Annotated in this window: 11 protein-coding genes; 2 read left to right on the top strand and 9 right to left on the bottom strand. The window is 72.6% G+C overall.

Annotation, left to right across the window (positions count from 1 at the left end; translation table 11 throughout):
* Nucleotides 1–166: 166 nt before the first annotated feature.
* Complete coding sequence (locus ASD06_RS03675) at nt 167–2,497, top strand: bifunctional diguanylate cyclase/phosphodiesterase (RefSeq protein WP_056673350.1); 2,331 nt, start codon at nt 167–169, stop codon at nt 2,495–2,497.
* 48 nt (nt 2,498–2,545) lie between these two features.
* On the opposite strand, the gene ASD06_RS03670 is transcribed toward ASD06_RS03675, so the two are convergent.
* The gene (locus ASD06_RS03670; protein WP_056673347.1) at nt 2,546–3,307 is read right to left on the bottom strand and encodes an isoprenyl transferase; all 762 of its coding nucleotides are present in this window, start codon (nt 3,305–3,307) and stop codon (nt 2,546–2,548) included.
* A 222-nt stretch (nt 3,308–3,529) separates the two neighbouring features.
* On the opposite strand from ASD06_RS03670, the gene ASD06_RS03665 reads away from it, so the two are divergent.
* Nucleotides 3,530–4,240, top strand: a complete 711-nt coding sequence (locus ASD06_RS03665; RefSeq protein WP_056673344.1) for a hemolysin III family protein — start codon at nt 3,530–3,532, stop codon at nt 4,238–4,240.
* A 51-nt stretch (nt 4,241–4,291) separates the two neighbouring features.
* Here ASD06_RS03665 and ASD06_RS03660 read toward each other — a convergent pair whose 3' ends face one another.
* The 8 genes from ASD06_RS03660 to ASD06_RS03625 form a co-directional block, all read right to left on the bottom strand.
* On the bottom strand, nt 4,292–4,756 hold the full coding sequence (locus ASD06_RS03660) for a universal stress protein (RefSeq protein ID WP_056673341.1): 465 nt from the start codon (nt 4,754–4,756) through the stop codon (nt 4,292–4,294).
* A gap of 2 nt (nt 4,757–4,758) precedes the next feature.
* On the bottom strand, nt 4,759–6,894 hold the full coding sequence (locus tag ASD06_RS03655; RefSeq protein WP_056673338.1) for a thioredoxin domain-containing protein: 2,136 nt from the start codon (nt 6,892–6,894) through the stop codon (nt 4,759–4,761).
* Between the two features lie 48 nt (nt 6,895–6,942).
* Nucleotides 6,943–7,860: a nucleoside hydrolase gene (locus ASD06_RS03650; protein WP_056673335.1), complete on the bottom strand. Its 918-nt coding sequence runs from the start codon at nt 7,858–7,860 to the stop codon at nt 6,943–6,945.
* A gap of 5 nt (nt 7,861–7,865) precedes the next feature.
* Nucleotides 7,866–8,612 carry a glutamine amidotransferase gene (locus ASD06_RS03645; protein ID WP_082537673.1) on the bottom strand — a complete coding sequence of 249 codons (747 nt, stop codon included), beginning with the start codon at nt 8,610–8,612 and terminating at the stop codon, nt 7,866–7,868.
* Between the two features lies 1 nt (nt 8,613).
* A complete protein-coding gene (locus ASD06_RS03640; RefSeq protein ID WP_056673332.1) occupies nt 8,614–9,573 on the bottom strand; it encodes a nucleoside hydrolase in 960 nt (319 codons plus the stop codon).
* A gap of 20 nt (nt 9,574–9,593) precedes the next feature.
* The coding region (locus ASD06_RS03635) for a phosphotriesterase (protein WP_235502201.1) at nt 9,594–10,670 on the bottom strand (1,077 nt) is incomplete at its 3' end.
* A gap of 1 nt (nt 10,671) precedes the next feature.
* Complete coding sequence (locus ASD06_RS03630) at nt 10,672–11,940, bottom strand: MFS transporter (RefSeq protein ID WP_056673329.1); 1,269 nt, start codon at nt 11,938–11,940, stop codon at nt 10,672–10,674.
* Entirely contained in the window at nt 11,937–12,746 is an 810-nt protein-coding gene (locus tag ASD06_RS03625) for a mycofactocin-coupled SDR family oxidoreductase (RefSeq protein ID WP_056673326.1), read from the bottom strand. Before ASD06_RS03625 ends, ASD06_RS03630 begins: the two co-directional genes overlap by 4 nt.
* Nucleotides 12,747–13,078: the final 332 nt, after the last annotated feature.

The following is a 13,078-nucleotide window of genomic DNA, read 5'->3' as shown; positions in this document are numbered from 1 at the left end:
GGTCGCGTCACGTGGGCCTCCCGAACGGCTCGGCGGGATGCGTCGCCGTCCTCTCGGACGCTACGCCGGACCCCTCGCAGGGCGACGGCAACACGCCGAAGGCTTGAGTTCGTCACCCCCACGGCCGATAGCGAGGTCGGGACGTCCAACAACGCGCGGAGGAGGCATGATGCAGGCGGCGCCGCCCGGCAAGTCCGCCCTGAGCTGGACCTTCGACATCACCGTCATCACCACCGGTGCCGCGCTCGCCGTCAACGCCCTCGCGCGGTTCGCCGGCTCGGGCGGCATCGACCCGACGTGGTTGGTGACCTTCGTCGTCGGTGTCCCCCTCATCGCGCTCATGGCGCGCTTCCCGCTGCAGCTCTCGCGGGCCGGCGTCGGCATCGAGGTCGGGTTCGAGTCCGCGGTGCTCGTGGCGCTCGTGGTGCAGGGCGACGCCTGGGGCGCGCTCGCCGTCTGGGCGGCGGGCCAGACCCTCGCCCAGGTGACCAAGCCCAAGCGCGTCGACGTCCGGCTGTTCAACGCGGCACTCACCGTGCTCTGCGGCAGCGCCGCCGTCGGCGTGATGTACGCCATCGACCCGCTGGGCCGGACGTCGGTCACCGAGCTCGCCGCCGTCGGCACCGGCTGCACGGTCTTCTTCGTCGTCGACTACGTGATCTCCGCTGCTTCGGTCGCCTTCGAGGAGCGCACCTCGCCGCTGGAGCAGCTGCGGTACAGCAACGGCCTGATCGCGGGCCTGGCCTTCGTGGGCATCGACAGCCTCGGCTACCTCGCCGCACTCGTCGCCCGGTCGCTGCCCGGGTGGGCCAGCGCGCTGCTCATCGTGCCGCTCGCGACGATCCTGGTCGCCAGCCGGGCGCTGAGCCGCGGCTCGGAGCACCAGCGGCGGCTCACCACGCTCTTCGACGCCTCCGGTGCGGTGCAAGGCGCCGCCACCAAGGAGGACGTGCTCAAGTGGTTGCCGCTGCAGGCGGAGAAGGTGCTCGCCTGGCCCCAGGTGGCGCTGCGCTACGACGCGCCGTCCGAGCGCGAGGTGGGCGCGGTGCTGGACGACGACGGCGCCCCGCTGTGGCTCGTCGCCCGCACGCCGGGGCTCAGCCGCTCGGCGCGTGAGCTCGACCGTCAGGCGCTGGAGGCGCTGGCCGGCGTCGGAGAGCAGGTGCTGGCCCGGCTGACGCTTGTCGAGCAGCTGGCTCGCCAGGCCCGCCAGGACAGCCTCACCGGGCTGCCCAACCGTGCGCTGTTCACCGAGCGGTTGGAGGTGGCGCTGGCGTCGGCCTCCGCGCGGCGTCAGGTGGCGGTGCTCTACCTCGACCTCGACGGCTTCAAGTCCGTCAACGACCGCTTCGGCCACGCAGCCGGCGACGAGCTGCTGCGCATCGTGGCCGAGCGCCTGGCCGCGCTCGCCGGCACCCGAGGCTGCGTCGCGCGCCTGGGTGGCGACGAGTTCGCCGTCCTGCTGCTCGATGTCAGCGACGTCGAGCAGGTCGAGCGGGTGTGCCAACGGGTGCTGGCCGCCGTGCGCCGCGAGGCGGTCGTCGCCGGCCACGGCGTGCTCGTGGGCACCAGCATCGGCGTCGTCGTCTCCTCCGGAGGCGAGGAGGCGTCGGAGGTCATGCGCAACGCTGACATGGCGATGTACAGCGCGAAGGGGCTCGGCAAGAGCCAGTACGCCATGTACGAGGGCTCACTGCGCGACGACCGCATCCTGCGCCTCGAGCTCATCGAGGCGCTGCGGGCCGGCATCGAGCGTGAGCTCGTGGTGCACTACCAGCCGGTGATCTCGCTGGAGTCCGGGCGCATCGCGGGGGTCGAGGCGCTGGTGCGCTGGCGCCGCAACGGTTCGCTGGTGCCTCCGGACCTGTTCATCCCGGCCGCCGAGGACTCCGGCCTCATCGTGCCGCTGGGGCAGCGGGTGCTCGCGCAGGTCGTGGCCGACATCCCGCAGCTCGTCGCCGCCGCCGGGCGGCCCATCGACCTGGCCGTGAACATGTCGGCGCACCAGCTGCACGACCCGGACTTCGTCGACCACGTCCGGGCGGCGGTGGCGGCGTTCGGGGCATCGCGCCTGGTGCTCGAGATGACCGAGACGGTGCTCGTGCAGGACGACCCGCACACCGCCGAGACCCTGCACCGGCTGACCTCGGCGGGCGCGCGGCTGGCCATCGACGACTTCGGGGTCGGCTTCTCGTCGATCGGCTACCTGCAGCACCTGCCGGTCGACGTCCTCAAGATCGACCGGTCGTTCGTCCGTGACATCGACGCGATGCCCCGCGCGCGGGCGCTCGTCGACGCGATCCTGGTGATGGCGTCCGCGCTGGAGCTCGACGTGGTGGCCGAGGGCATCGAGCGCGAGTCGCAGGCTGAGGTGCTGCGCGTGGCCGGGTGCACCGAAGGGCAGGGCTTCTTGTTCGCGCGGCCGCAACCACTCGACGAGGTGCTGCAGACGCTGCGCTGCGCAGAGGTGCGGGCGCTGGCCCCCGACCTCGACTGACCCCTCCCTCGCGCCACCGAGGCCGAAGGGGCTGGGACGGCGCGCGGGTCAGGCGCCGAAGCGGCGCTCGCGCAGGCCGTAGGCACGCAAGGCGCGCAGGAAGTCGACCTTGCGGAAGTCGGGCCAGTAGGCCTCGCAGAAGTAGAACTCGCTGTGCGCGCTCTGCCAGAGCAGGAAGCCACCCAGCCGCTGCTCGCCCGACGTGCGGATCACCAGGTCGGGGTCGGGCTGGCCGCGGGTGTACAGGTGCTCGCTGATGTGGTCGACGTCGAGGATCTCGGCCAGCTCCTCGAGCGACGTGCCGCGGGCGGCGTGCTCCTTGATGAGCGAGCGGACGGCGTCCGCGATCTCGCGCCGGCCGCCGTACCCGATCGCGGCGTTGACGGTGCGGTCGGTGATCGCGCTGGTGCGGTCCTCGAGCTCCTTGAGCCGCCGGGCGGTGGCGTCGGGCAGGAGGTCGAGTGCACCCACGGGGTGCAGGTGCCAGCGGCCGGTGGCGGCGATCCGCTCGGTGAGGTCCTCGATGATCGGCATGAGCGCCGCGAGCTCCTCGGGTGGCCGGTTGAAGTTGTCGGTCGAGAGCAGCCACAGCGTGACCACCTCGACGCCGACCTCGTCGCACCAGTCGAGCAGGCGCTCCATGTTCTCGGCGCCGGCGGCGTGGCCCACGGCGGTGCCGGCACCCGACTGGCGGGCCCACCGGCGGTTGCCGTCGACGATCACCCCGACGTGGCGCGGGATCGAGGCGGGATCGAGCGACGCGGCGAGCCGGCGCTCGTAGACGCCGTACGCGAGGTCACGAAGCCCCACGGGAACCTCGCTCACCCTGCCGTCGCTGCATGTGCCACTCTCCGTTGCTGAGACCGTCGGACACGGTACTCCCAGACCGCCCGCGCAGCCCCTAGCCGCGGCCGCGGCCGGCACTCCGGCACAGCATCTTCACCGAGCGAGCGACCCGTCGAGGCGTGACGTGGCTCAGGTCACGCAACCTACGCTTCCGTAACTTACGCCGTCGTAGGTTACGCTCGGTCCATGGGTGCGCCGCACGAACCGAAGGAGCCGGCGTCGGAGACCGTCTCCGACGCGGTCCACGACGCCGTGGCCGCGGTCAAGCCGCGGCTGCGCGGGTGGCTGCACGCGGGCACCGCTCCCCTGGCGGTCGCCGCCGGGCTGGTGCTGGTGATCCTCGCTCCGACGACGACCGCGCGCGTCGCCTCCGCCGTCTTCACGGTCTGCGCCGGCCTGCTGTTCGGCACGAGCGCGGTCTACCACCGCGGCAACTGGTCGCCGCGCACCCGCATGCTGCTCAAGCGGTTCGACCACTCGAACATCTTCCTCATCATCGCCGGCTCGTACACGCCGTTCGCGGCCCTGCTGCTGCCCGAGGGACGCGGCCGCACGCTGCTGTTCATCGTGTGGGGCGGCGCCATCGCCGGCGTGCTGTTCCGGGTCTTCTGGGTGGGCGCGCCGCGATGGCTCTACACGCCCGTCTACGTCGCCCTCGGCTGGGTCGCCGTGATGTACCTGCCCGACTTCCTGCGCACGGGCGGCCCGGCGATCGTCACGCTGATCATCGTCGGGGGCGGCCTGTACACGCTCGGTGCGGTGGTCTACGGCCTCAAGCGTCCCGACCCCAGCCCGCGGTGGTTCGGCTTCCACGAGATCTTCCACGCCTGCACGGTGGCCGCGTTCGTCACCCACTACATCGCGGTGTCGATGACGGTGTACGGCCACTCGGGCTGAGCCGGGCGCACTTCGCCTGAGCTCACCGACCCCGAGCCGACGTCGCCGCCCTCAGACGGGCCGCACCACGAGCACGGACGAGTGCGCGTGGCGCACGACCTGGTCGGCGGTCGAGCCGAGGAGCAGGTCGACGAAGCCGCCCTGGCCGCGCCGGGCCACCACCAGCAGCTGCGCGTCCAGCGACGCCGCCACGAGGGCGTCGACCGCCTTGCAGTGGTGCACGTGCGGCACGACCTGAAGGTCGGGCAGCTCGGCGCGCACGTGCTCCACCACCTGCTCGACCGACGTCCGCACGGCCTGCTCGACCTCGTCGAGGCTCGGCACGGTGCCCACCGGGGCACCGGCCTCGTCGGCCGCCGACGAGAACATCCACGCGCGCACGACGTGCAGCGGCACACCGCGCATGGCCGCCTCCTCGGCGGCCACCGCGACGGCGCGTCGCGAGGCGGGCGAGCCGTCGAAACCGGCGACGACTCCGCCCGTCACGACCGGGTCGAAGGTGATCTCCTTGGCCATGGCTACGCGCCTCCGGGTGTCGACGGGCGCCCGCTCGGGCGGTCGTCTCGATCTTCGCACCTGACGAACGCCCGCACGGCGCGGACGTCGACAGTGGGCAGGTCGCACACCTGACCTCGGCACGGGTACGCCGCCGGCTCGCCGCGCACCAGGCCGCGACCCTCGAGCAGCTCGACGGCGGGGACGGCGCCCGGTGCACCCGCGGCCACCACCAGCCCCGGTGCGGTGCCGGCGAGCGCCTCGAGCCACAGGGCCGTGGTGCGCTCGTCGCCGGGCGCCCCTACCACCGCGACCTCGCGTGGTCCGTCGACCGCGGCCTCAGCGGCCGCGAGCCCCCACCCGGCGAAGCGGGGTGACGCGGCCGAGACCTGGCGCACGCCGTCGAGTGCCTGCGCGGCCACGAGGCGCGCCGTGTCGTCGCCGGTGAGCGCCGCCCAGGTGAGCAACGCCGACGCGGCGGCCGAGGGGCCGGACGGGTAGGCGTTGTCGGAAGGGTCCGCCCCGCGGTCACCAGCGGCGTTGCGCAGCAACGGGTCCGAAGCGTCACTGGCGGTGTCTGAGAAGCCGGACCGCGCCGTCCAGAAGCGGCTGGTGATGGCCTCGACGAGCGGCCTGGCGGCGTCCACCCAGTGCGCCGCACCGGTCACCGAGTAGAGCGCCAGGAGGCCCTCGATGACGTCCGCGTGGTCTTCGAGCACGCCCGCCGGTGCGCCGACGCGGCCGGCCCGCGACACCCGTCGCAAGCGCCCGCCCACCACGTGCTCGCGCACCAGCAGGTCGGCGGCGCGCTCGGCGACGGACAGCAGGTCCGCGCGACCGAGCAGCACGCCGCACTCGGCGAGCGCCGCGACGGCCAGGCCGTTCCAGGCGGCGACCACCTTGTCATCACGGGCCGGCTGCGGCCGGCGGGCGCGCGCGCCGCGCAACCGGTCACGGGCGCTCTGCCAGCGACGCACGTCGGCGGGGTCGGCCCCTGCCGAGTCGACGTCCAGCCTCAGCTGCAGGGTGGACGTGCCGTGCTCGAAGGTGCCCTCCGGCGTGACGCCAGTAGCCTGCGCGACCCAGGGCCCGTCGTCCGGGCCGAGCACCTTCCGCAGCTGCTGGGGCGTCCAGACGTAGGTGAGGCCCTCGACGCCGTGCGCGCCCTCCCCGGTGGGGGTGTCGGCGTCGAGCGCGCTCGACAGGCCGCCCTCGGCAGTGAGCAGGCGTCGCACTATGAAGTCGCACGTCTCCTCGGCGACCCGACGGCCCAGCGGGTCGCCGGTGAGCCGCCACCAGTGCAGGTAGACCCGCGCCAGCAGGGCGTTGTCGTAGAGCATCTTCTCGAAGTGGGGCACGACCCAGTCGGCGTCGACGGCGTACCGCGCGAACCCGCCCTCGAGCTGGTCGTACATCCCGCTGAACGCCATGTGCCGCAACGTCTCGGTGACCATGTGCAGGGCGGCCGCGCCCGTCTGCTCGTGGTCGCCCACGCGAGCGGCGTGCCGCAAGAGGAACTCCAGCACCATCGACGGCGGGAACTTCGGCGCGCCGCCGAAACCACCACGTTCGGCGTCGAAGTCCGCATGGAGCCGGCGCACCGCGTCGGCGAGGTCCGAGGCGGACGGCGCACTCGAAGTGTCGGTGCCGCCTCGCCGTTGGCGGGCCGACAACGCCTGGGCCACCCGGGTCGCGGCACCCTCGACGTCCCCGCGCTGCCCCTCCCACGCTTGCCGGACGGCGCCGAGCAGCTGGGTGAACGACGGCATCTGCGGGTGCGGCCGTGCCGGGTAGTACGTGCCGGCGTGGAACACCCTGCCCTCGGGCGTGAGGAACACCGTCATGGGCCAGCCCCCGTGGCCGGTCATGGCGACGGTCGCCTCCATGTAGACGGCGTCGACGTCCGGCCGCTCCTCGCGGTCGACCTTGACGCAGACGAAGCCGTCGTTCATGAGCGCCGCAGTGGCGTCGTCCTCGAACGACTCGCGCGCCATGACGTGGCACCAGTGGCACGCGGCGTAGCCGACGCTGAGGATCACCGGGACGTCGCGGCGTCGCGCCTCCGCGAAGGCGTCCTCACCCCACTCCCACCAGTCGACGGGGTTGTCCTGGTGCTGAAGCAGATACGGGCTCGTGGCGTTCGCCAGCCGGTTGACCATGTCCCCACCTTGGCCCAGGGGCGGTCGACGTGCGACCGCCCCTGGCCGTCAGGCGCAGGCGCCGTGCAGCATCTGGAGGAACCGGCTGCGGTCGGCTCGGACGACGACCGTGGCGTTCGGCGGCCGGCCAAGCAGCCCGAGCCGGTCGACCACCGTCATGCCGCGCGTGAGCTCGCCCGACGTCTCGACCGCGACGTACGTCAGGACGGTCTCGGTCGCGATCGACGGGTCGATGGCGATCGCGGTGGTGACGGGGTCCGGGAGGTCGATGCCCTCGATCTGCGTCACGTCGTGGCAGAACCGCATCAGCTGCGCCTGGATGCCCGCGCAGAACGCACCCCTCTCACCCAGCGTCGACAGGTGCTCGACGTCGGAGGGTGACAGCGCCGCGTCGTTGCGCGACACGTCCCAACCCACCATCTCGATCGGCATGCCCGATCGGAACACCTCGTCCGCGGCCTCCGGGTCGACGTAGACGTTGAACTCCGCCGCCGGTGTGATGTTGCCGCTGTGGTCACCCGTGCCTCCCATGATGACCACCCGTCGGTACGCGGTGGCGATGGACGGGTCCAGCCGCAGCGCCTCGGCGAGGTTCGTCAGCGGCCCGAGCGCCACCAGCACCAGCTCGCCCGGGTGCTCGTGGGCGAGCCGCACCAGCGCCTGGGCGGCCGGCTCCTCCTGCGCTGTGGCTGGCGCCAGCGGCAACCCGATGTCACCCATGCCGTCCGCGCCGTGCACGTTCTGGGCACTGACGTGCTCGCGCACCAGCGGCTGGGCTGCCCCCGCGTGGATCGGGACGTGCTGCGCTCCGCAGAGGTCGCGGGTGTACGCGGCGTTCGCCAGACCCTGCTCGAGCGACACGTTGCCCATGACCACGGTGATCGCCAGCACCTCGACGTCCGGGTGGGTCAGGGCCATCACGAGCGCGACGGCGTCGTCCGACGCGGTGTCGGTGTCGATCACCATGCGCGTCACGAGCGGACCCCCAGCCAGCGCACGAGCTGGTCGAACAGCGTCGCGTAACCGCCCCACTCCAGGAAGCCCGGCGGCGCCCAGTGCGGCGCGACGTCGGAGGTGAACGCGGCCGACCGACCCTGCTCGTACTCCCCGAGCACCAGGAGGGGGTGACCGGCGCACTCGGCGACGACCACCGCGCCGTCGCGCGCAACGGTCTCGTTGAGCCCGAGCAGCGCGGGCCACCGCGCGTCCAGGCCGGCGACGACCTCGTGGTCGGCGACGACGACAGGCGGGACGCCCGACGGCAGCTCGACCCGGTCGTCGCGGTCGAGCACCTCCACCGGCAGGGCGCCGGCGAGGGGCGTACGGCCCCAGCGGGCCTTGGCGTCGATGCCGCTGAAGGTCAGGTAGCCCCCGACCATGAGCAGCCCACCGCCGCGAGCGACGTAGTCACGCAGCAGCTCCGTGCGGTCGGTGGTGGGCACCGACCTCTCGAACGTCTCCGGCAGCAGCTGGAAGGTGTTCGCCCCGACGTCACTGACCACCACGACGTCGAAGGCGTCCAAGGACTCGGCCGTGTCAGGGAACCGGGACGCCACCTCGTGGGACGGCACGTACACGACCTCGTGCCCGGTCGACTCCAAGGCGGCGATGAACGCACCGCCGCCCTCCTCGTAGGTGGAGGTGAAGAAGGAGTCGAATCCCTTCTGGTGCACCATGTGGACGAACCAGGACTCCCCCACCAGCAGGACGCGAGCCACGTCAGACCGCCCGCGCGAAGGTTTCCATCAGCTGCTGGACGAAGAGAGGCGCATCCGCCTGCAGGGCCACGTGGCAGTTCGGAGGCAGGCTGTCGTGGGTGCGCGTGTCGATGACGGTGCGTCCCACCGTGTACTTTCCCTGCGTCTCGACGCAGACGTGCAGGTGCCGCGTGCTGATCACCTTGGGCTCCACCAGGTACGCCGTGCAGAGCGCGTCGTGCACCGGTGCTGCGTCGGCGACGGCGACGCCGTGCCCACGGGTGTACGCCGAGACGCGCCGTCCGATGAGCACGTCCGCCGCGATCCCCGCGGGAGTGCCGAGAGCCTTCATGCGCGTGCAGTCGTCCGCGGACACCAGGGCCTGGTGCGTCGCGTCCAGCGGCACGAGCGTGACCTTCTCGAAGCCGGCCGCGAACACCATCTCGGCGGCCTCCGGGTCGGCCCAGATGTTGAACTCCGCGGACGCGGTCTCGTTGCCGACGTCGTGGCCGCCGCCCATGATCACGACCTCGTCGACGGCCTCGGTGATCTTCGGGTCGATCGCCAGCGCCGCGGCGATGTTGCTGAGCGGCCCGACCGGGACGAGCGTGATCTGCGACGTCGTCGCGCGCAGCGTCTCGACCAGGTACTCGACCGCACCAGTGTCGTGCTTGCTCGACGTGGGGTCCGGAAGCGGCAGCTTGGTGCCGTGCATGTCCTGCTCGGAGTCGCGCTCGTAGCGCTTGGGACGAGGGAAGTCCAGACGCACGATGGGTCGTGACAGCCCCTCGTGGACCGGGACGTCGGAGCGCCCGATGAAGTCGAGCACGCGCAGGCTGTTGTCGGTGCAGTGCTGCACGGGGACGTTGCCGTTGACCGTGGTCACGGCGAGCAGCTCCAGCTCAGGGTGCAAGGCAGCGAACATGATGGCGACGGCGTCGTCGGTTCCGGTGTCGACGTCGAGGATGAGCTGGCGAGACATGCGAGCAACTCCTTCAGTGNGGAGCGGGCCGCCGCGGTGAACACCGCGGCGGGGTTGGCGGTCAGCAGGCTGGCGATGGTCTGCTCGTCGACGCCCAGGCGTTGCAGACGCGGCAGGAAGGCGGCCGGGACGAACGCGTACCCGTTGCCGCCGTACCGGGTCCACATGGCCTTGAGGAAGACGTCGTGCGACAGCAGCAGCTGGGACGCGAACCCGTCGGCGATCAGGCCCGCCACCGCGTCGGCGGTCTCGTGGACGGCGGGCGACTGCCCCTCGCCCACGAAGTTGAAGGGCATGCCGACCATGTCGAACTCCAGCCACACGCCGCGCGCGGCCACCTCGCGCTGGTACGCGCGGTCTGCGCCGGACGGGTCCATGTGGCACAGCACCACCGCGCGCGGGTCGCACCCCTCGGCGAGCACGAGGTCGACGACCTCCTGGGCGCGCCGCTGCCATCCCGGGAGGTGGATCAGCAGCGGCAGACCGGTCCGCGTCTGCGCCTTCGCCGACGCCAGCAGCGTGACGCGCTCGGACGCCGTGAAGCTCGGCCCCACGCCGATCTCGCCGATGATGCCGGGCCGCACGGGGTCGCCGTCCCCGATGTCCACGCCGCCGGTGATCTCCGCGACGAGCTCGTCCGCGGCCTCCTCAGGGTCACGGCCGGCCCACGAGTCGTCGTGGCCGTGCGCGAGGCACCAGCCGCTGCCCATCACGAGGTTGAGACCCGTGCGCTGGGACACGCGGCGCAGCGCGGCGGGGTCGCGGCCCGGGCCGGTCGTGTTGTCGACCACCGTGCGTCCGCCGACCGCCGCGAAGAGCCCGAGCTCGGAGACGGTCACGTCCTCGTCGTCGAGCGTGCAGTTGTCCTCGTTGCTGTACGGGTCCTCGCGCAGGGCCCACGCGATCTCCGCGGACACCGGCTGCTGGGCGAGGTCGCTGACGAACGGCGCCACGCCTTCCTTCAGCGCCTCCCGCAGGTCGTTGAACACGTGCTCGTGCATGAGCGTCGTGCCCAGCTCGGACACCGGGATCGGCCCGAGCACGGTCTGGACCGTCTCGTCGTCGTGCGTCGTGCCAGTCTCGTGGATGACGTCCACGTCAGCCTCCAGTCGTCGTAGGTTGCGGTGGCCAGGTGCTGCGGGCGTGCCGACCTCGCAAGCCGGCCGCGAAGCTCGCGGCCACCAGCGCGGCGAGGCCCGCGGTCGCGAAGCCCCAGGGGGCGCCGCCGAGGTCGATGAGGGCACCGGCCGCCGCTGTGCCCGCGCCGGCGCCGGTGGTGACGCTGGTCGAGAGCCACGCCTGGCCCTCGCTGCTGCGGGCGGCCGGCGCGGCGAGGTCGACGAGGTTCTGCAGGATGATCAGCGTCGGCGAGATCGCGAGCCCGGTGAGGTAGAGGAGAGGCAGCAGCACCAGCAGCGCGGGCGAGGACTCGCCGATCAGCAGGGAGATCGGCGTCAGTCCGCAGGCGAACGCCAGCAGCAGGACAGGCAGGAAGCGGATCTGGGCCCGCTGGGTGACCCCGCGAGTGCCGAACCACAGCCCGCTCGTGGCGCTGCCTCCGGCGACGGCCGCGAAGAGGAAGCCCAGGGTCGCCTGGTTGCCCAGCACGTCGCGGGCTGTGGCCGCGAGCGCCGTGTCGATCGCGCCGAACGCCACGGCGAGCCCGAGACCGGTGACGAGCACCGGCAGCAGTCCGTGCGGCAGCACCCGGTCGAACCGCGACTGCGCAACGGCGGCCACCAGAGCTTCGGCCGTTCCTCGGCTCCCGGCGCGTCGCGCCGCCCCGGTGGTCGCGTAGGTGACTCCTCCGACGATGAGCAGCCCCGACGTGACGAGCAAGGGCACGACGGGCGACCCGACGACGAGCAGCAGCGACAGCAGCATCGGCCCGGCGATGAAGATGGTCTCCACCGACACCGCGTCGAGGGCGAACGCGGCCGCGTGCCGTGAGGTGTCGGGGACGGCCTCCCGCCAGGCCGACCGCATGGCCGGCGTCATCGGCGGGAAGGAGACACCTGCGAACGCCCCCAGCACGATGAGCACCGCCAGCGGTACGTGACCGGCGGTCAGCGCGATCAGCGCCGTGAAGACGGCGCTCACGACGGCGGTCGGGCCCACGACCCACGGCTGCCCGAGGCGGTCGATCGCGCGTCCCCACAGCGGCGCACCCACGGCGGTCCCGAGCGCGAAGGCGCCCGTCACGCTGCCCGCGAGGGCGTACGAGCCCGTGACGTGCTGCACCAGCAGGACGATGCCGAGGGGCGTCATGGCGATGGGCAGCCGGGCGATCGTCGCCGCGCCGAACGGTCCAGCGGCGGCGCCGGGCGCCACGAGCTGGAAGTACGTGCGCAGCGACCCCTTGCTCACTGCAGCGTCGCCCCGGCGTCGACGACGAGCTCGGTGCCCGTGACGTAGCGCGCTTCGTCCGAGCTGAGCCACCGCACCGCGTGAGCGACGTCCACCGGCTCCATGCGGTGGATCGGCATGGGCAGGCGCAGAGCACCGCCCACCCCCTCGACGCCCGCCTGCCACGCCTCGGCCGCAGGGTTCTCGGTCATGTACGTGCCCGTACCGCCCGGGTGCACGGCGTTGACGCGGATCCGCTCGCCCGCGAGCTCGAGAGCGAGGCTCTTGAGCAGCCCCACGAGCCCGTTCTTCGCTGCGCTGTAGTGACCGATCGTCGGCAACGGCTTGACCGCGGCGGTCGAGCCGATGAAGACGATCGAGCCTCCCCGGCCACCGTCGAGTATCGCCGGAATCGCTGCGCGACAGGCGTTCCAGGTGCCGGTGAGGACGACGTCGATCATGGTCTGCCACTGCTCCGGCGTCGCCTGCCACGTCGTCGTGGGCCAGCTGGCCACCCCCGCGTTGGCGACGAGGACGTCGAGGCGCCCGAGCTCGGCCCGCGCGAGGTCGACGGCGGCGACGAGGTCGTCGTGGCGGCGCACGTCCACCGTGGCGGGCAGCGCCCGGCGTCCGAGCGCCTCCACCATCGAGACGGTCTCGGCCAGGTCGTCGCCGCTCGCCGTCTCGTAGGTCAGGCCCTCGACCTGGCGCGCGACGTCGGTGACGACGACGTCGGCCCCCGCCTCCGCGAGCGACACCGCGACCGCGCGCCCGATGCCGCGGGCCGCGCCGGTGACGAGGGCGGCCTGGCCGGAGAGGTCGATCACCGACCAGCCTCGGCCGACTCGGCGGGCATCGACACGTCGATCCTCGCGTCACCTGCCGCCACGATGCGGGCGACGACCTGGTCGGCGAAGTGCGGGTCGGCCTTCAGCACCACCCTGCAGTGCGCGCCGTCCTGCGCGGGGAAGCCCATGTACATGCCGCGCAGGTCGCACACCGTCTGCCCCCGGCCGATGCCGTCCGAGGTGTCGACCTTCACGTCGACCACGGGCGCGAGGTCGGGCACCAAGGTGCCGGCGGCGACCGCGACGGCCATGGTGTCGTGCAGGCACCCGCGCCGCTCGCCGAAGGACGTCTCGGCGAAGAAGTCGAAGTA

The sequence above is a fragment of the Angustibacter sp. Root456 genome (genome assembly GCF_001426435.1).
Classification (GTDB): Bacteria; Actinomycetota; Actinomycetes; order Actinomycetales; family Angustibacteraceae; genus Angustibacter.
Note: the sequence above shows the minus strand (reverse complement) of the source record. Positions and strands in the feature narration are given on the sequence as shown.